The 17,233-nt window shown below is 60.9% G+C and carries 18 protein-coding genes and 3 pseudogenes; 9 read left to right on the forward strand and 12 right to left on the reverse strand.

The genetic code is table 11. From position 1 onward, the window contains the following. Positions 1-359: 359 nt before the first annotated feature. The 3 genes from OKW43_RS04325 to OKW43_RS04335 all read left to right on the forward strand — a co-directional run bounded on the left by OKW43_RS04325 (position 360) and on the right by OKW43_RS04335 (position 1,999). Positions 360-629 (forward strand): hypothetical protein, encoded by a 270-nt coding sequence (locus OKW43_RS04325; protein ID WP_429445487.1) that lies wholly within the window; start codon positions 360-362, stop codon positions 627-629. A 236-nt stretch (positions 630-865) separates the two neighbouring features. Next, positions 866-1,138, forward strand: coding sequence for a DUF1488 family protein (locus OKW43_RS04330; protein WP_429445489.1), 273 nt, complete (start codon positions 866-868; stop codon positions 1,136-1,138). Between the two features lie 531 nt (positions 1,139-1,669). Continuing rightward, positions 1,670-1,999, forward strand: coding sequence for an RNA chaperone Hfq (locus OKW43_RS04335; RefSeq protein WP_429445491.1), 330 nt, complete (start codon positions 1,670-1,672; stop codon positions 1,997-1,999). A gap of 477 nt (positions 2,000-2,476) precedes the next feature. On the opposite strand, the gene OKW43_RS04340 is transcribed toward OKW43_RS04335, so the two are convergent. Next, a complete protein-coding gene (locus OKW43_RS04340) occupies positions 2,477-2,857 on the reverse strand; it encodes a response regulator (protein WP_429445494.1) in 381 nt (126 codons plus the stop codon). A gap of 505 nt (positions 2,858-3,362) precedes the next feature. Next, a complete protein-coding gene (locus tag OKW43_RS04345; RefSeq protein ID WP_429445496.1) occupies positions 3,363-3,878 on the reverse strand; it encodes a hypothetical protein in 516 nt (171 codons plus the stop codon). A gap of 173 nt (positions 3,879-4,051) precedes the next feature. Here OKW43_RS04345 and OKW43_RS04350 point away from each other — a divergent pair. Together OKW43_RS04350 and OKW43_RS04355 are read left to right on the forward strand one after the other, a co-directional pair. After that, positions 4,052-4,312: pseudogene (locus OKW43_RS04350) on the forward strand (response regulator); the annotation flags it as partial. A gap of 1,381 nt (positions 4,313-5,693) precedes the next feature. Next, positions 5,694-6,020, forward strand: a complete 327-nt coding sequence (locus tag OKW43_RS04355) for a fasciclin domain-containing protein (RefSeq protein ID WP_429445498.1) — start codon at positions 5,694-5,696, stop codon at positions 6,018-6,020. 747 nt (positions 6,021-6,767) lie between these two features. Here OKW43_RS04355 and OKW43_RS04360 read toward each other — a convergent pair. Next, complete coding sequence (locus OKW43_RS04360) at positions 6,768-6,983, reverse strand: hypothetical protein (protein WP_429445500.1); 216 nt, start codon at positions 6,981-6,983, stop codon at positions 6,768-6,770. A 139-nt stretch (positions 6,984-7,122) separates the two neighbouring features. Here OKW43_RS04360 and OKW43_RS04365 point away from each other — a divergent pair. The 3 genes and pseudogenes from OKW43_RS04365 to OKW43_RS04375 all read left to right on the forward strand — a co-directional run. Beyond that, a pseudogene (locus OKW43_RS04365) lies at positions 7,123-7,548 on the forward strand (SDR family NAD(P)-dependent oxidoreductase); the annotation flags it as partial. A gap of 58 nt (positions 7,549-7,606) precedes the next feature. Further along, positions 7,607-7,807: pseudogene (locus OKW43_RS04370) on the forward strand (DDE-type integrase/transposase/recombinase); the annotation flags it as partial. A gap of 81 nt (positions 7,808-7,888) precedes the next feature. Beyond that, the gene (locus OKW43_RS04375) at positions 7,889-8,110 is read left to right on the forward strand and encodes a hypothetical protein (RefSeq protein ID WP_187633459.1); all 222 of its coding nucleotides are present in this window, start codon (positions 7,889-7,891) and stop codon (positions 8,108-8,110) included. Here the strand turns inward: OKW43_RS04375 and OKW43_RS04380 are convergent. The 7 genes from OKW43_RS04380 to OKW43_RS04410 all read right to left on the reverse strand — a co-directional run bounded on the left by OKW43_RS04380 (position 8,077) and on the right by OKW43_RS04410 (position 14,715). Beyond that, a complete protein-coding gene (locus tag OKW43_RS04380; protein WP_429445502.1) occupies positions 8,077-9,591 on the reverse strand; it encodes an alginate export family protein in 1,515 nt (504 codons plus the stop codon). The genes OKW43_RS04375 and OKW43_RS04380 overlap by 34 nt on opposite strands. A 92-nt stretch (positions 9,592-9,683) precedes the next feature. Next, a complete protein-coding gene (locus OKW43_RS04385) occupies positions 9,684-10,379 on the reverse strand; it encodes a YoaK family protein (protein WP_429445504.1) in 696 nt (231 codons plus the stop codon). After that, the gene (locus tag OKW43_RS04390; RefSeq protein ID WP_187633462.1) at positions 10,376-11,290 is read right to left on the reverse strand and encodes a glyoxalase; all 915 of its coding nucleotides are present in this window, start codon (positions 11,288-11,290) and stop codon (positions 10,376-10,378) included. The genes OKW43_RS04385 and OKW43_RS04390 overlap by 4 nt, the downstream gene beginning before the upstream one ends. A gap of 40 nt (positions 11,291-11,330) precedes the next feature. Beyond that, on the reverse strand, positions 11,331-11,777 hold the full coding sequence (locus OKW43_RS04395; RefSeq protein ID WP_429445506.1) for a DoxX family protein: 447 nt from the start codon (positions 11,775-11,777) through the stop codon (positions 11,331-11,333). 1 nt (position 11,778) lies between these two features. Then, a complete protein-coding gene (locus OKW43_RS04400) occupies positions 11,779-13,668 on the reverse strand; it encodes an amidohydrolase (protein WP_429445508.1) in 1,890 nt (629 codons plus the stop codon). Positions 13,669-13,696: 28 nt separating this feature from the next. Next, positions 13,697-13,864, reverse strand: coding sequence for a DUF1427 family protein (locus tag OKW43_RS04405; RefSeq protein WP_187633465.1), 168 nt, complete (start codon positions 13,862-13,864; stop codon positions 13,697-13,699). Positions 13,865-14,028: 164 nt separating this feature from the next. Further along, positions 14,029-14,715: a hydrolase gene (locus OKW43_RS04410; RefSeq protein WP_184031324.1), complete on the reverse strand. Its 687-nt coding sequence runs from the start codon at positions 14,713-14,715 to the stop codon at positions 14,029-14,031. Positions 14,716-15,000: 285 nt separating this feature from the next. Here OKW43_RS04410 and OKW43_RS04415 point away from each other — a divergent pair, with 285 nt between their 5' ends. After that, on the forward strand, positions 15,001-15,282 hold the full coding sequence (locus OKW43_RS04415; RefSeq protein ID WP_187633466.1) for a XapX domain-containing protein: 282 nt from the start codon (positions 15,001-15,003) through the stop codon (positions 15,280-15,282). A 222-nt stretch (positions 15,283-15,504) separates the two neighbouring features. On the opposite strand, the gene OKW43_RS04420 is transcribed toward OKW43_RS04415, so the two are convergent. Beyond that, complete coding sequence (locus tag OKW43_RS04420) at positions 15,505-15,693, reverse strand: hypothetical protein (protein WP_429447409.1); 189 nt, start codon at positions 15,691-15,693, stop codon at positions 15,505-15,507. Positions 15,694-15,798: 105 nt separating this feature from the next. Next, positions 15,799-16,794: an alpha/beta fold hydrolase gene (locus OKW43_RS04425; RefSeq protein WP_429445511.1), complete on the reverse strand. Its 996-nt coding sequence runs from the start codon at positions 16,792-16,794 to the stop codon at positions 15,799-15,801. Positions 16,795-17,233: the final 439 nt, after the last annotated feature.

Here is a 17,233-nt window from a genome sequence, read left to right on the forward strand (position 1 = left end):
AAATGGCTGACGCCAGCTGCGGCGACGCCGATTCGGGTAACCCGATTCAGTCGCACAGGCTCTAGCCGCGGACGTTACGCACGCGTTGAGGTACAGCGACCGGAAGGTTCGGTTGCGCTTTTTTTCTTCCGGCACGATGACGGCACATGGCAGGTGTTCCCGCCCGGGACCCGCGGGCCAGGAGTATGTGCTGGCGCTAGCGCCGTGTGATTTGGTCGTCGCAGCAGCCTGTTTGTTGCATTGCTTGATTTCAAGTCCTGACCGATATTGTTATATTTTTCATACCAGTAAAGTTGGGGAAACCATTTTTTTCCGGACATATGCCGCAAAGCAGAAGCAGGTAAATCAGAGCGCACGCAATGACCTTCACTGACAGAACCCCGACGGGCATAAGTCCCTACACGTTCCGTAATATCGCCCCTGCGATTGGCCATCTTGAGCAGGTGCTGGGCGCGGAAGGAGCGCAGTCTCTATTCTCCAGAACTTACTGGCGCAGGCGCGTGCTTCAGGCACTTGCGACGCAGAGTCTTTCACCGAACCAGCATCAACGACTGCAGAGACTGCTGGAAAGCATCGATGCATTCGCGCCTGAAATATCCGTCTCCAGTTCGGAAAAGTCGATGGGTTAGGCCAACCGGCAGAGGGGCTCGCACATCCAGGCGGAACTCGCCTCATCGATAGCACTGCGGAGTTTCTATTGCACCACGCCATCGAAGTCGGAGTTGGTCGCCGATGCAACTACAAGGGAAGAAAATCTCGACAGCGGTCAACCCCGCGGGGCCGTCTGGTTTACTATTGACCGGGTATGCCAGCGGGTGCTCTCGGCGGCAATTCTGCGTTTGGTCAATAAGGACTCTATACAACTATGGACGACACCCTCACCGCGGAACCCTGCGTTTCTTCAGACGGAAAAGTGGTTGCTTTCGTTGCATCTTTTCGCAACCGGTCGGTGCAATGCTCAATCACCCGCGACGCGCTCGAACAGCATTTCTGGTTGCCGGCCGGCGCAAACCAGGCGCGCGTATTGAAAGCGTTTGCCGACGGACATCAGCGCATAACGGCAGCCGTCGAAAGAAGAACGCTCAAGAAGACCGGCGTGCCGATAGTATTGTCGGCAGCAGACTTTGCGGACCGATAACGCGGCTCCAGCGACGACCGTCTGTGACGTCCCGCACCGATTAAATCCGACGCATCTTTTAAAGTCGCCGCATTCCGTGCTTCCAATGCAGGCAGCCTCAGGGAAGCCACGCCAAACGCCGACCGAAGCGTTCGGACGATGGTCGCGCCCGCCCCCCAGGAAACAACGACGATGAAAGAAAAAAAGTTCTCGGCGGAGGCACGCGCCCTCGAGTTGTGGTCAGCGCCGCGCGAGAGGTACAAGCCGCGTCACTACGGCTCGGAGCGCACTACGCAGGAGACCCACATGAGCAACCATCGACCTTGGCATTGGCCAGATTCGCGGCGGCCATGCAGGAACTGAAGACGGGCGGGAAGCCTTCGATGCGCTGGTCGAGAAAACAGACCTGACCTCACCCTGACGGCAATCTCACGGGTCAGGTTTGTGAGGCAGCAGTCGCTAGACATCAGCATTTTCCCGCACTCGCCCTGATGGAATGCCGCAGCCGCATTACCATCGAGAGTGTTCACACCCATTAAGCTGGAGCTCCTGATGGTCCTTCCACCCTCCGTGCAAGACGGGTTTCTCCAGATGTTGTCCAGGGACAAGATGGTTGTAAGCGTCTTTCTCAAGAGCGGCATCCGTCTGACCGGAAAAATCGAATCATTCGACCGCTACACCGTCGAACTGGCGTCACCCGGTGGCTCGCAATCCATCATGAAGCACGCAGTTGCCACTGTACTTCCGGGCGGGTGGAAGCCGCCGGCACGCCCCGCTTCGGATACGCCTGAGACCGGGGAGCGTCAATTGAATCGGCTGCGGATTCGCAAGGCCCAAGTAGGGCTCGCCTGCGCCCATTCGGACACGATGCCGCTGACGTGAGGGCGCGGAAATTATTGTGGTCCGGTCTGGGCGTTTGCGGTCTGGGAGGATTCCTGCGTCGTGCAGGCCAAGTTCCGGCTCTGTTGGCGGCATGCCCGGCATGAGGCCAGTGCTCATATTTGCCACCGCGTCCGCCAAAGCTGATATTGACGGGGAGGCGGCGCCAACACCGCCGTTCACTCGGAACGCTTCGAATTGTGGGGGTCATGCGAACGGCAAAGAGCAGGACGACGCCAAGCGCGCGCTGTACGGCAAGCGTGACGATTACCCCGGACAACAAGCTTATAGTCGCGTCGGTGTCCTTGGAATTTTCGATAGCGAGGAAGAAAGGTCAAGGCACCCCGCGCTGATGCGGCGGGGTATTCCATTGGGACTGGCAGCGCGAGAAGCATTCTCGTCTGACGCCGGTCATTATCAATTTCTCTGTGGAATACCCGCTCGACCGCCGGCGTCGCCGCAGCAGACAGCAAGCAATGCCTAGGCGGCCAGGAGAGCGCTCGCATCGCTGTTGCAGCGAGCATGTTCGATGACTTGCATGAGTGCTTCGAGAGAGAATGGTTTTTGCAGACACACATCGAAGAGCCGGGCAAACTCTTCGTTGCTATCGCTGTCACCCGTCATGGAGGCGACAAAGGGCCGGGGGAAGACTGGCCTGTCCAGCAGCGACAGCGCGACGGCACTGCCGTTGATGTCGGGGAGGTTTTCGTCCAGGAAAACGAGTTCGAAAGCGCCGGCACGGAGCAGTTCCAGCGCAGTCTCCCCGTCGTGCGCCATAACGGCGCGGTGACCAATGCAGTCCAGCAGGAAAGCCAGACTGTCCGCGACGAACTCATTATCGTCGACGACGAGCACATTCATTCAATATCCTTATTACGCGAAGTTTGCGGCGCTGCCAGGAATGCTTCTTATGTAATAAAATATTATTAAATGGCGTTGCCAGTTAGTTTTACTGATTAATACGTAAGTATAACCACGGACCCGTTCAGCAGACATTTAAATACGCCCCGTACGACGCGAAGGACACGGTCGATAATGCAACCTGGGACTAATGGAAGCAGCGGAGCCCCCGAAGCCACCGGGTCTTCTCTTCAATCGCGCGGGCAATAGGCAGCTCCCGCCAGAAAGGCCCTTGTAGTCAAATTTCGACGTCCGGGCACTTCCGCTGGCAGATAGTTCTGCTTATCGTCATACGTCAGTTGAATTGACAGCGGAGGTGTTGAAAGACTCGTCGACGTTCAACGGAGGCTGAAACTGGTCGCCGCACGGTCCGACGCTGCCGCGCGTTGGCGGGTTGCGTCCAGTTCACCCACGGCCTCAGCTGTCGGGGAACTGTTGAACGCGACGAGCGCATCTCTGTTAGCGTTCAATGTGAACGCCCGTGACCGCCGCCACCGCCCCAGTAATGGCCGCCGCCGCCCATACCACCCCCTGGGTATCCCTGCCCACCCCAGCCGCCATGACCGCCCCAACCGCCGCGATATCCATGGCCCCAATAGCCGTGGTGGCCCCAGTAGCCGTGCCGGCCCCCGCCGTAACAGCATCCGCCCCAATAGCCGAAGCTCAGTGACACCGATGGTCCCCACCACGCGGGCCAGCCGTAGTACGGATACGCGACGGGGTAATACGCAGGCACGACGAAGACGGGCGCGGCTGGTGCGATATAGGTGTTCGTCGATGCAATTACATCTGACGCGGCCGCACCGGTCGCGGCTGCGTCGGTCATCGAGAAAGGATATTGCTGCTGCGGCGCTGCCGCCGGCACTTCGCCGTACGGAACGTAGCCGTAGGGCACGTAGTAGTAGCAACCGGACAAAAATGCGGACAGGACCACCACCGCAACGATGCCGCCCGCGCGCGACGTTGCATCCGGCGTTTTCATAACCAGCTCCGCGGTCCGGCGCGACGTAACTTGCGCCGCGCCCTTTAATACAGTTAGCTTACTTCAGCAAGCAGGATGCCTAGCGCCGCGGGGTTCATGCGCATCTGGTTGCGGCCGCCGGGAACGGTCGCGAAACGTCGGCCATTCATCAGTAGTCGTCGGGGCGGGGGCTCGCTTCGGAAAGTTACGACTGTAAAACGCTTTCGCTCACAGCGCGGAGTATGGCGCACGACACTGTCGACATAGTGGTCGCCGACTGGCGCATGCCGGTAATGTCGGGCAGCGAACTCTGTCATCGTCTGCGCACGCTGCCCAGACTAGCTGACGTTGCTTTCATACTGGTTTCCGGAGAGCCTAGCCCACCGGCCTTCGTCAGCTACGATGGGTTTCTTCGCAAGCCTGTAGATGGGCAGATGCTACTGGCCACAATGTAACGGTTGCTGGCGGACAACGTCACGCACCGCGAAACGCAGCGCGGCAGAGCAATGTAGTCGAACGACCGCTGCTTGTGCCGACGGGCAACTCGGAACCTGCCGACTGACGGCGCCCAGTGAGGGGTACGGACACAATTTTGGTCAGCAAAAATTCCTGCTCACCGTTTGCAAACCGCCAAACAGATGCGACATGTCGACAAGTCGCTGGGCCTCGGTCTGAGTCGAGGTCTACGTCCTGACGCATGCAATTCGCGGCGTCTATTTCGAACTCAAGGCGCCCGAGCGTCCAAACTCTCGTAGTGCCCTCCATTCCGCTCGCTCTTGAAGCCGGCGCGCTTCGCATGTCCAGAGGCTTCCCGAATCAGGCGTCCCCGAACCTTAAAGAATGAAAGAGGACCGGGCCAGCCCGACCAAGGTCGTCGGCCCCATCTCGGCGCGGGCGCCTAGTGCTTCCGTTGTCGGCTCGCGCGCCGTCAGTTAGTTTTTTTAGCTCCCCCCGAAAAAAACGTTGCATTGTGGGTCCACCCTGCAGGGCCTGCCATGTTTTACGCCGCTTTGTACCCTCGTGTCGGGCATGCCGCCATATGCCTCCATCCCCGCACTTGGGTCTGCGGCTTGAGTCGGGGCGTTTTCCTGTGGGGCGGGTTGAGGGGCTTGAGGCGTGCCTTGCGAATGCGCAAACCCGGCCATGACAAACAACCCTGCAGCAGAAGCGACCATCAGTGATGATTTCACGTTGGCTCCTTTAATCTACGTTGAGTTTTGCACGCATGAGATTCGCTATTCGCGTGCTCCGAACTCGAAATCGACACGGGATTCTCGGACGTGCGGAGCCCACTTCGGGTCTGCGAATGCCATACAGCGTCGTCTCCGACGCCGTTTAGCCGAGCAAATGCGAAGTTGGCTTGTTGCACCGTTTGTGCCCGAAGCCGGACTTATTCGGTGACTACCTGGGTAATGACGCGAGGCTGGTACCGGGCGGGGCAGAAGTATGCGCAATGAGTGCGCCGGTGACAGGACGTTGTACGCCCATTGACCGATAAGACCGCTGCTGCGTTTATGTTATAGAACGCTAAGGTCGTGATTGACAGCGGAATCGACAATCGGCAAATCAGGGCCGACAGTCGCGCCTGGTTGCACGCACTGCCATCGGAAGCAGCGACACACCTGTCGCTCCCGCATCCAGCTGCCCGAGGCCTCCGTATATGCAGTCAACGCAGCGCAATCCGGCGTCGCGTGATGAGGAAACTGTCATGAAACACACAGCTTTTCTCGTTGCTGCCGCGTTGTCAGCCGCAGGGTCCGGGTTCTCGCGGCTAGCGATACCGTCACGGCGCGCGGTCCGGCGACGTATCCCGTTGAAGACATTGTGGATATCGCGATGAATTCGACGGACCACACCACGCCCGTCGTCGCAGTTAAGGCAGTAGGCCTCGTGGGTACGCACAAGCGTGTTGCGCGCTTTATCGTTTTCGCACCGGCCAATGAAGCATTTGCAGCATTGCCGCCGGCCACGGTCGACAGCCTCATCAAACCAGAAAACAAGCCGATGCTGACCTCTATCCTTCCCTGTCACAAGGTGCAACTTAAAACCGTGAACAGCGAGACGCTCACGTCCCCGGACGGACCACACAACATCGTGCTATTGGACGCGGCGGGGGCACAGCAGACATCTCGGCCTACGACGTCATCCAGAGTAACGGCGTAGTCGTGATGGTCGACAAGATGCCGATGCCGAAGTAGCAGGACCGGCGCGCACGGTCAAATGTTCGAATCCAGCCCGGCTCTGTCATTTTCGGCGCCGAACCACGACTTACCTGCATGCCTGGCGTCCGGATAAGGCAAAAGTCTGCCCTGTTCTGGCCCGAGCGGCTGCTTGCGCTTCGCCGCTGCGCAATCAGTCATCCAACGGTCAGGCGTTAGCGGTGCATGAAACTTCGACGCTGCTACAGCACGCGCCGAAATCGCAGGAGAAATGTGATGGAAAAGGCAACGCGGAAAGTCGTGCTGTCGTGCGTCGCTGTCGTCTCGCTCTGCGCCTCGAGCGCGACGTTTGCGCAGGGTGGAGGGAATGGGAACGGTGGAAGTGGGGGCGGCGGTGCTCACGGTGCCGCAACAGCAGGGATGACATACCACAGCGAGCCTGTCTCGAGCCCGTGGAACGCGAGACCGGGCAAAATGACAAAGAACACTGGCTCGACCGATACAGGCATGCACAGTATGTCGCCGGACGACAATGTTATGCCGGCAAAAACAGGGCAGTAGTGCCCGCTGCCAGTAAAAGGCTGGCGCGTTTTATACAGTTCTCGTGTCCCGCTCACTGCTGGCGGGTACATGACAGAGGGAGCGGCTGGGGCTGTACGGGTGGCTCGCCGGACCAGGTAAAGCCGAAACGCGCATTCTGGCCGGCAGCCCCCCGCCGGTCATGCCGGCTTTCACGATCAATACGACGCCGTCAGAAAGTCGTCGGCGACGTGGACTCGCTCACCAATCTGCAGGGTCGCTGCCAGTCGCAGTTAGCACTGGCGTCAAGTCGTCTGCGTACCACGCCAATACTTACTCCTGCCGCGGGCACCGAGTCTGCGCGATGCGCCTCATAGCGTGCAGGCAGCGTCTTGCGCTTGGCAAGGTCGCCAGTTGCACCATACAAAACACAAGCGAAGGAAGCCACGCGCGAACAACGGGTTCAGCGACTCCGGCTCACGACGAGATGAGTAACGCACGCCATCCCCTTCACGCGTAACGTCTACATCGGCAATGGCGTGTTGACGGCAGCAGCGTATGCTACCGGGAGTGTTCAGGAGACGACTATGACCCTTGCCGGCAAGACCATATTCATGTCTGGTGGCAGTCGCGGCATCGGACTCGCCATTGCACTCAGAGCCGCACGCGACGGCGCGAATGTCGTGATTGCCGCAAAGACCGGCGACCGGGACCCGCGTCTCGAGGGCACGATTTATACGGCAGCGGCGGCTGTTGAAGCCGCTGGCGGCACCGCGCTCCCGCTTGTTGTGGATATTCGCGACGAAGAACGCGTGAAAGCCGCGGTTGCCGAGACCGTTGGGTTGTTCGGTGGCATCGATATCCTCGTGAACAATGCCAGCGCCATTCGACTGACTGGCACGCTAGACACACCCGTCAAACGGTACGACCTGATGCATGGGGTCAATGGCAGAGGCACGTTCGTGTGCGCGCAAGCGTGCCTGCCGCATCTCCTCAATTCGCCGAACCCGCATCACACCGGGGGTGCGTGAGATGAAGGCCGATGACCTGCAGCCTGAGGACACGAAGATCCGGTCCTCGAAGTACCTGAACAATCTGATCGAGCAGGACCATCGAAACATCAAGTCCAGAACGAACGTAATGCTCGGCTTCAAACGATTCCGGAATGCCGTGACCACAATTTCAGACATCGAATTGATGCATCGCATTCGCAAGGGACAGTTCAACTTCTACATACTCGGGCTTAAAGATACCGCTGCACTCGCTGTCTGAAATTCTGCCCTGTCCTATCGATAAGGTATCCATATCGATAGGAAAAATATCGGCCTGACCAACCATTTGCACCAGAGCCGCATGGATGAACTTGTCTCGAAGTCACTTGTCAACGTCTGTTTCGACCGGCCAGAGGCGACGTATAGCCTTTTCGAATGCACCCGGACGTACGTCGCAGAGAAGTTCCAATGCGCCTTCGACGAGCACGCCCCTAAGAGGGCAGCTCCTCACGCCGCGGGGATCGCCACGAGCCTGATCGCCGACGAGTCCTACCACCCGTACTTGAGTTCGACGCCGGCGTAGTCGGCATTGCGGCCGCCCGCCTCACGAATCGAGTTTCCCACCTGGAAGTGCACGGCTTCGACCGAACCTACCAGATTTGCCGCAATCGTCCAGTCCGCGCGCAACTGCACATACATGCCGGTCCACCGGCTGCCCTTTCCCGCCGTGCCCGGCACTGGCTGATTCGGCTGCTGGTACACGGCGTCGCCGGTCGTCTCGCGCCACTGGAAGCCCAGCGCGCCAAGCAGCGTGAGACTGGCCGAAGGCTTGAGCGTGATGGATGGTTTGATGTGGATAAGGTTCGCGTAGCCCGTATAGCCTGCGAGCGTGAAGTAATAGCCGTTCGGAAATAGCGGATTGAAGGTCTCGAGCCGCCCATCATGCGGGTGCCGGTCGCCAGAGGCAGCGTCGATCTGCAGCGCGATGCGCGGCGTCCACGGCAGGTCGAGCTTGTAACCCGCGAGAGAGCCGACCGCCCACGCGAGAACCGTACTATTACCGACCGTTCCCGTCTGCAGCATCGCCTCGGCATCCCAATCCACGCGGCCGCGCGTGCCGAAATAATGCAGGTCCCAGACGTCGCGGTGCTCAGAACCTTGAGCGTCGAGGTATCGCGCGTTGGTGTTGTTATAGCGCGACCAGTAGCCGGACATATCACCCGGCCCAACGGACTGGCGCTCGAAACGCACGCCGCTGAAAGTCAGATTGCGGTTCGACACGTCGTCGATCACCGTCGCGTTACGGTACTGCACGGGCTGCGTCGCGTAGGCGATAAAGCGCCACTTCTGGTATTCGTAGTCTGCCCAGATAGCATCGAACGCCTGTCGTACGTTCGGGCCATCGCGTACCGCAATGAAACGCTGCAAGTCGAATCCCATTTCCTGGCGGCCAACGCGAAACTTGAACGTACCGCCGCCGACCGCTCCGGTGTAGGCCACGAATCCCTGCTCGAGATCGAGCGGATTCTTGTCCACCGGCGTGACCACATTCTTGCCAAACGCCCGCGCATCCACGAATTGCACGAAAAACTGCCAGTGCTCGGCGAGATGTGCATCGGCATGCACTTCGATGCGCTGAATCAGATAGGTATCCGACTGCGCAGAGCCGATACCGAACAGCGGGGCGTCATTGGTTTCGATACGCTCACGCAGGTTCGCGCCAAGCGACAGATATGAGGCGGGGTCGCCGCCGAGCGGAATGTACTTGAGGCTGTCGAGTGGCTTGCGCGGAACGCAGGGGTTCGCAAGCACCGACCAGTCCTCCTGCCAGCGGTTGAACATTACGGCAGGACGTTTGACGTTACACGCGTCGGTCGTTGTGGCGTCATTCACCACCGTGCCAGTGGTCGCACCGGCCGAGTCAGCCGCGAGGCTCGCACCTGTAACCGGTTGCGCAGCCGTATCCGCGAACGCTGCGTCGGCGCCCATCAGCAACAGCCCGGCGATGGCCGTCAAGCGCGCGGCCTTCTCGAATCGACACCCGCGCGTCGTGCTCGATACCATGGATTTCCTTGCCTTTGTCGGCTTGTGTTTGTGTTTGCCCGTCCCGCTCACGCGCCGGGCCTGAGCGGGATGATTCCCTGCGCCGCCTGGATTCATGAGTGCCCCGGTGCGATCGCGCGCTCATGCTCTCCCGTGGTCACCGCGAGCCCGACGAGGGCGCACGCCGGCGCAAGCAGCGCCCAGAAGCCCATGTAGACGACCCCCAGTGCCCCGGCCACCGCGCTAACCGCAAACGCGACAATGGCCGGCATCATCGACCCGAAGCGCGTGCGCGCCGCGGCGCGCACGCTGTCGACCGTGCCCGGCGACAGCATGTCGATCACGTCCAGAACGGCTTGCGTGACGTTGCCCGTCATTACGGTATTCGGCACGCCAGGACGCTGGATCAGGCGCGGATGCGCATTCTGCACACCCATTGCGAACGCACCCACGACGCCGGCCACGATGACAGGCAAGCTATCGGGCCGGCTTACCGGCGTCGCCCATACGCCGGCGAGGCAAAAGCCGATGATCAGCACGGCCTGCACCGCATAGAGCAAGCGTGCGCCCTGACGCGCATGCCCCTGCGGGAGCCAACGCACGAGCAGGCTGCTGAGAACGACTCCGCCGATAAACGCGGGGAACACGATCAGCTTGAGCAGAACGCCCTGCCCCGAGCCGGCGATGCCGGCGCCAATCAACACGAAGTTGCCCGTCACGTGCGCGGTGAACAGACCGAACAGTGCAACGAAGCTCAGCGTGTCGACAAAGCCGGCGATCGCGGCAAGGATCGTGTCCTCGGACTTCATTGCGCCGCGCCTGCGTGAATTTCGGCGATATAGCCGCCCGGGAACTGCACGACCGCGGCATCACGCCCGGCCGAGGTGAACGGCGGCACCAGCACATTGACGCCAGCGGCCTTCGCCTTTTGAAGCGTATCGGCCAGATTCGATACTTCGTAGCCGGTCACTTCGCGCCCGAACGGGTAAGGCAGATGACCGTCCGTCACGAGCACGGTCATCTTGCCGTACGGCGATTCGATTCGAATGCGGCGATAGGTGTCGTCAGGTCTGCCGATCTCGACACCCGGCGCCTTCATGTCATCGGACACCACCTTGCCGTGCGAGAATTTGACGAAATCGTGAACCAGCTTGTGCACGCTTTGCGGCGACACGTAGACCCGATTCTCGGGAATGGTCTGCAGCTTGTCGTAGTGCGGGGCCTCGGTGTGCCAGTAGAGCTGCATGTTGGTACCACCCGGCCATGTGATGATCGCATCGCGGCCGATCGGGTCGGGGAACGTATCGACGATCACATCGGCACCGAGTGCACGCGCCGACTTCACCGCCGCGTCCATGTCCGTCACGAGGTAGCCCGTGCGCTCCGCGCCGAAGGGATACGGCATGGGCGTCTTGAAGCCGAACACGGAGATCGTGCCTGACGGGGTAAATACGAGTTGCGACATCGTCTGACTCGGTGCCGGCGTGACCTGGAACACACCCTGCTTCGACTTGCTGCCGCCGAACGTCGCCGCGAAGCTGTCGGTGAAGCGGTCGAAGTCCTCTGGTGCCACGTATACGTGCGTCGTGTCGTACTGCGGACCGACTGCGACCGACGGCGATTCGACCGGCGCTACGGGCGGCGTCGCGAAAGAAACGGGCGCGGCGACGAGACCACCCGCGATCATCAGGGTAACTAAGGCAGTGCGAATTGCTTTCATAGCGGAATTTCCTTGATATTTCATCGTACTGATCAATCGGTCAGGCGCGGTTCTCGCCGGACGGACGCTGAGAATCGCCGAGCAGGATCGCGAGCACGAGCCCCGCGATCAGTCCCAGATGCTCGAAAAAACTGTTGAGCGCCTTGAAGCGCTCGGCACCGGCATGGTTCCAGAAGTCGTTGGCAACCAGCATCGCGACGACGGTCAGCATGCCGAGGCCGCCTGCGCCGATCCACGCGAAGCGGCGCAATACCACGCACAGCGAGCCGACGATCTCGACCGCCACCGCGAGCGCTGCCCAGAGGGCGGCCGGGTGCAGGCCGAAATGCGCCTGCTCCGCAATCGCGCCCTCGAAGTTCAGCGCTTTGGTGATACCGCCGATGAGGTAGGCGGACACGAGCGCAAGGCGCACGAGCGGCCCAACCCACGGCGGCGATAGCAGCGCACGAACCCATGCGGGGTTGCTGCTGCCGTCCCATATCGTCATGTCAGATCGCCCAGCAAGAGCAGCCGAATGCGCCCCAGAAGCCCTTTGCATCCGAAGTCGGCAATGCACTGGCCCACGCGCTCGCGTGCGCATGGCCGTGCACATCGCAGGCGCTCGCGCAGGCGCACATCGCCGCGGCAGCGGCGCGTCCGAGCGGCGCGCCCTCGCGCTGCGTAGCGCCCCAGCCGCCATAGCCGCCGTATTGGCGCACCGGCGACCAGTCCGGCATTGCAGGCGGGATTGGCTGATCGTGTTGCGAGAATGGGCCCGCGCCCCAGACGATCTTTCCGCCGACCACCGTGAGCAATGCGGTGGTGCCGGCAATGTCGTCCTCCGCGCACGAGAAGAAGTCGCGGTCCGGAACCATGAGGTCGGCAAACTGCCCGGGCACCATGCGCCCTTTCTTGCCCTCTTCGTTCGAGAACCAGGTGACGTACTCCGTCCACATGCGCAGCGCAGTATCGCGATCGAGCAGGTTACGTTGCGGATACATCCGCAGACCGCCAACTGTCTTGCCGCTCACGAGCCATGCGAGCGACACCCACGGGTTGTACGACGCGACGCGCGTCGCATCGGTGCCGGCCGAGACCTTGATGCCCTTCTCGAGCATTCTCGCGACGGGCGGCGTGGCTTGTGCCGCTTGCGCGCCATAGCGCTCGACGAAATACTCGCCCTGATAGGCCATGCGATGCTGAACCGCGATGCCGCCACCCAGCGCCGCAATTCGATCCATCGATCGCTCGGAAACGGTTTCCGCGTGGTCGAAGAACCAGTTGATTCCGTCGAGCGGAATATCCTTGTTGACCTTCTCGAACACATCGAGCGCACGGCTGATGGTTTCGTCATAGGTCGCATGCAGGCGCCACGGCCAGCGGTTCTGTGCGAGTACCCGCACCACGCCTTCGAGTTCGCCTTCCATTCCGGGCGGCAGTTCGGGGCGCGCCACGCGGAAGTCCTCGAAGTCAGCGGCCGAAAACACCAGCATTTCACCCGCACCGTTGTGGCGGAAGTAGTCCGAACCATCGTGATACTTGACCGAGCCGGTCCAGTTCACGAAGTCTTCCTTTTCGGCCTTCGGCTTTTGCGTGAAGAGGTTGTACGCGATGCGCACCGTCATCTCTCCCACATCATGGAGCTTGCGGATGACTTCGTAATCGTCCGGGTAGTTCTGCGAGCCGCCGCCGGCATCGATCGCGCCGGTCACGCCAAGGCGGTTGAGTTCGCGCATGAAATGACGCGTCGAATTGTATTGATACTCCAGCGGCAGCTTCGGGCCTTTCGCGAGTGTCGCGTAGAGGATCGACGCATTGGGGTTCGCCAGCAGCAGCCCGGTGGGGTTGCCCGCGCTGTCGCGCATGATCGTGCCGCCCGGCGGCTCCGGCGTATCCTTCGTATAGCCCACGACGCGCAACGCGGCGGCATTGAGCAGCGCCCGGTCGTACAGATGCAGGATGAACACGGGCGTATCCGGCGCCACGGCGTTCAGCTCATCGAGCGTCGGCAGCCGTTTCTCTTCGAATTGGTGCTCGGTGAAGCCGCCGACCACGCGCACCCATTGCGGCGCGGGCGTGATCGCAACCTGCTGCTTGAGCATCTCCATGGCAACGGCGAGCGAGCGCACGCCGTCCCAGCGCAGTTCCATGTTGTAGTTCAGACCGCCGCGGATCAGATGCAGGTGATTGTCGATGAGGCCTGGCAGCACCGGCCGGCCACCGAGATCGATAACTTTGGTTGCGCGGCCCGCGAGCGGCATGACGTCGGTATCGCTGCCGACCGCGACGAAGCGGCCATCGGCAATCGCCACGGCACTGGCGATCGGGTTCGAACGATCCAGCGTGGTGAACCGTCCGTTGTACAAAATGAGATCGGGATGAGTAGCGGTTGCGCTCATTTGCGTTTCCTCGTTTCTATCAGTTCGATTAAAAGCCCAACAACTGCCTCAGGGATGGAACGGCCTGTGCGCCGATCAACATGCCAAGCAGGCCGATGAGGGCAACGAGCGGAGGCGCGGGCGAGCGGACCTTGATCACGCTGTAGATCACGCCTATCAGCATCCCTGCACCGAGGGACACCAGATAAGTTTCCATACGATCAGTCTCTCCGTAAGGTTGGAATACTGATGCGAGACCTCGCGGTTCAACCCGAGTACCTCGCGGGGAATGCACTGCAGCGCAGCGATCGGCAGACCGCGTGCGCTGCCGCCGACTTCACACAGAGCGCATCGTCCCGCTTTCGGCGATCGCGGAGGCGATTAGCGTGCCGGTACAGCCGGCAGCACCTCGTGCGGCGTAGCCGTGCGCTGCGCTGCCTTATGGACCATCGTGTACGCGTAGTCGACGCCCATGCCGTACGCGCCCGAATGTTCCTTCGCGATCGCCATCACGGCGTCGTAGGTCGCGCGGTGAGCCCAGTCACGCTGCCATTCGAGCAGGACCTGCTGCCACGTGACGGGCACGGCGCCCGCCTGGACCATGCGCTGCATCGCGAAGTCGTGCGCGTCTTTCGACGTGCCCCCCGATGCGTCGGCCACCATGTAGATCTCGTAGTCACCTTCGAGCATGGCGCAGAGCGCGAACGTCGTGTTGCAGACCTCGGTCCACAGACCCGCTACGACCACCTTCTTGCGGCCATTCGCGGCGAGCGCGTCGCGTACCTTCTGGTCGTCCCACGAATTCATCGACGTGCGTTCGAGCACCTTGTGCTCGGGGAACACGTCGAGCAGTTCCGGATACGTGTAACCCGAGAAGCTTTGCGACTCGACCGTGGTGATCGTGGTCGGAACGTTGAACACCTTGGCCGCCTTGGCCAGACCGACGACGTTGTTCTTCAGCACCTGGCGGTCGATCGACTGAACGCCGAACGCCATTTGCGGTTGGTGATCGATGATGATCAGTTGGCTGTTCTGAGGAGTGAGAACTTCGAGCTTCGAATTGTTCATGACGGGTATGTCCTTTGAACCGGAGAGAGGGGGAAGCCGCCATGCCGGCATGACCGGCAGGCGTCCAATGTGCATTGGCGCTGGGCAATTCGACATCCAGCTCCGGTTATTTGACACGCAAGGACAGAGCAGCAACAACTAAAAAGGGATTAAATTTTATTACCCAAAAAATTAATCTTAAAAGCTCTTAATTGGTATTTTCTTAATCCAGAGTAGCCGGTAGTCTTTTCACGAATTCGCTGGGTAGATCCTGTAACGGGACAAGTCGTCAATGAGACTCGCACTATGAAACCGTATATCCTTTCCTTGTTGGCCGGCATCCTTGCCGGGGTCGTCTACGCTGCGATCGGCGTGCAATCGCCAGCCCCGCCCACCATTGCGCTGATGGGCCTGCTCGGCATGCTGGCCGGCGAGCAGATACTTCCCCTCGCACGCAGGGTGCTCTCCGGTTACAAGTTGGGTGCCGCATGGCGCGAGGCGAAATGCAGCCAGCACATGTTCGGCTCCCTGCCGGGCGCTCAAGGCTCCAACGCGGCCGCAAGGGACCAGAAGCCATCCTCATTCTGATCGGCATCTCTCGGGCGTCAGCCTAGACGAAGGCGTGCCCGACGTTGGCCATCGCGACGCTTCAGTAACGTGACGACACGGTGTCCGAAGCAGTGAACGAGCGCCGCCCGCGGCTTAATGACATCGCCGCTAAAAGTTCAGCGCAGCAATTCTTTACGCATCGGTGCACGGTTGCCCGGCGAGCCGTACCGATACGCCCGAGAAGACCTTCGGTCACATCGCTCAATGCCTGGAGTCACGCTCGCTCAGCGCGCGCAACACCGAATGCGCACCGAAGATAAGGTCGACGCGCGTGCCGGTCCACTTGACCTTGCCGGTGGTGCGGTCGCGGCCCTCTAACACGTCCTTCGCCTCCGAGGCCGGCTGCCATTCGGTGCCCATGTCGAGGAGGTTGGTGGTCGCGATTGGCATCGAGCTTAGGCGACGCGCGCCTGAAAGTCCTTGTGACAAGCCGAGGAGTTCTGAACAGACGCGCGTTGCCTCGCAGGCGCGTCACGCAGATCTCGTCGTAGCGCATCAGGACTTGAGGAACGCGAGCAGGTCCGCATTGACCTGATCGACGTGCGTGCTGCACATGCCGTGCGGCGCGTCCTTGTACACCTTGAGCGTCGCGTTCTTGACGATCTTCGCCGAGAGCTTCGCCGAATCGTCGATCGGCACGATCTGGTCGTCGTCGCCGTGCAGGATCAGCGTGGGCACGCTGATCTTCTTGAGGTCGTCGGTGTAGTCGACTTCAGAGAATTGCTTGATGCACTCGTACTGGCCTTTGATCGAACCGGCCATGCCCTGGCGCCAGAAGTCCTGCACGAGGCCCTGCGAGACTTTCGCGTCGGGGCGGTTGAAGCCGTAGAACGGCGTGGCCAGATCCATATAGAACTGCGAGCGGTTCGCCGCCACGCCCGCGCGGATGTTGTCGAACACCGACATCGGCAGACCGTTAGGATTGTTCGCAGACTTGACCATTTGCGGCGGCACTGCGCCGATCAGAACGGCCTTCGCCACGCGCTTTTCGCCATGGCGGCCGATGTAATGCGCCACCTCGCCGCCGCCCGTGGAATGGCCCACGAGCATCGCGCCCTTCACGTCGAGCGCGTCCAGCACAGCCGCGAGATCGTCGGCGTAGGTGTTCATGTCGTTGCCCTCGGACGGCTGGCCCGAACGGCCATGGCCGCGGCGGTCGTGCGCGATCACCCGGTAGCCCTGATTCACCAGGAAGAGCATCTGCGCGTCCCACGCGTCAGCCGAGAGCGGCCAGCCGTGCGAGAAGACGACCGGCATGCCCGTGCCCCAGTCCTTGAAGAAGATCTGCGTGCCGTCCTTCGCGCTCACGTAGTTGCCGCCGTGATGATGCGAGGTGCCGTGCGTACGCGCCGAACCGCCCGTCACGGACGCGGCTGCGTTCGCGGACAGGCTCGACATGGCTGCCACGGCGCCGGCCATGCCCGCACTTGCCGAAAGCAGCCTGCGGCGCGACGCCGAAGGCCTGGTCGAATCGATTTGCTGGGTGTTCATGCTAGATCTCCGTCGTTGCATCGCCGCGCGCGGGCGTGGCGACGACTTTGCGTGTTGAGATGGATAGCGATGCGGCGAGGAGCGAGAACTCGCTGAATAGCGCCACATGCCGGCAGGCACTCTAATGATGCAAGCGGCCGAAGTCCTTGGCGCAAACTGAAAAGTCCTGAAATGGAAGCCGCAATGCCTTTGCGCCCAGCGAGGCGCAAAAGCTTTAGCCACGATTCGGCGCCGTTGCCGCGCTCACGCACGACCCCAAAGCTCGATCGAGCGGATATCTCGCATGCGCCAGAGATTAAATATTCTTAATCAGACTCTGCCTGATCCAGACGAACCTATACTTTTTCCGCGAGCCTTTCGCGTAGTTCCTGTCACGCCACGTTCACCAACCAAGACTCGCATCATGAATCCGTACATCCCTTCGCTGCTTGCCGGTACT

Origin of the sequence: Paraburkholderia sp. WC7.3g, assembly GCF_050436345.1 — a bacterium.
GTDB lineage: Bacteria > Pseudomonadota > Gammaproteobacteria > Burkholderiales > Burkholderiaceae > Paraburkholderia > Paraburkholderia podalyriae.

Excerpts from the sequence above, each read along its gene's own strand:
- OKW43_RS04375 (WP_187633459.1), top strand. The coding sequence starts at position 7,889 with ATGGATGAACTTGTCTCGAAGTCACTTGTCAACGTCTGTTTCGACCGG.
- OKW43_RS04330 (WP_429445489.1), top strand. The coding sequence starts at position 866 with ATGGACGACACCCTCACCGCGGAACCCTGCGTTTCTTCAGACGGAAAA.
- OKW43_RS04380 (WP_429445502.1), bottom strand. The coding sequence starts at position 9,591 with ATGGTATCGAGCACGACGCGCGGGTGTCGATTCGAGAAGGCCGCGCGC.
- OKW43_RS04335 (WP_429445491.1), top strand. The coding sequence starts at position 1,670 with ATGGTCCTTCCACCCTCCGTGCAAGACGGGTTTCTCCAGATGTTGTCC.
- OKW43_RS04420 (WP_429447409.1), bottom strand. The coding sequence starts at position 15,693 with ATGCCAATCGCGACCACCAACCTCCTCGACATGGGCACCGAATGGCAG.
- OKW43_RS04395 (WP_429445506.1), bottom strand. The coding sequence starts at position 11,777 with ATGACGATATGGGACGGCAGCAGCAACCCCGCATGGGTTCGTGCGCTG.
- OKW43_RS04405 (WP_187633465.1), bottom strand. The coding sequence starts at position 13,864 with ATGGAAACTTATCTGGTGTCCCTCGGTGCAGGGATGCTGATAGGCGTG.
- OKW43_RS04400 (WP_429445508.1), bottom strand. The coding sequence starts at position 13,668 with ATGAGCGCAACCGCTACTCATCCCGATCTCATTTTGTACAACGGACGG.
- OKW43_RS04325 (WP_429445487.1), top strand. The coding sequence starts at position 360 with ATGACCTTCACTGACAGAACCCCGACGGGCATAAGTCCCTACACGTTC.
- OKW43_RS04340 (WP_429445494.1), bottom strand. The coding sequence starts at position 2,857 with ATGAATGTGCTCGTCGTCGACGATAATGAGTTCGTCGCGGACAGTCTG.
- OKW43_RS04385 (WP_429445504.1), bottom strand. The coding sequence starts at position 10,379 with ATGAAGTCCGAGGACACGATCCTTGCCGCGATCGCCGGCTTTGTCGAC.
- OKW43_RS04415 (WP_187633466.1), top strand. The coding sequence starts at position 15,001 with ATGAAACCGTATATCCTTTCCTTGTTGGCCGGCATCCTTGCCGGGGTC.
- OKW43_RS04410 (WP_184031324.1), bottom strand. The coding sequence starts at position 14,715 with ATGAACAATTCGAAGCTCGAAGTTCTCACTCCTCAGAACAGCCAACTG.
- OKW43_RS04355 (WP_429445498.1), top strand. The coding sequence starts at position 5,694 with ATGAATTCGACGGACCACACCACGCCCGTCGTCGCAGTTAAGGCAGTA.
- OKW43_RS04345 (WP_429445496.1), bottom strand. The coding sequence starts at position 3,878 with ATGAAAACGCCGGATGCAACGTCGCGCGCGGGCGGCATCGTTGCGGTG.
- OKW43_RS04425 (WP_429445511.1), bottom strand. The coding sequence starts at position 16,794 with ATGAACACCCAGCAAATCGATTCGACCAGGCCTTCGGCGTCGCGCCGC.
- OKW43_RS04390 (WP_187633462.1), bottom strand. The coding sequence starts at position 11,290 with ATGAAAGCAATTCGCACTGCCTTAGTTACCCTGATGATCGCGGGTGGT.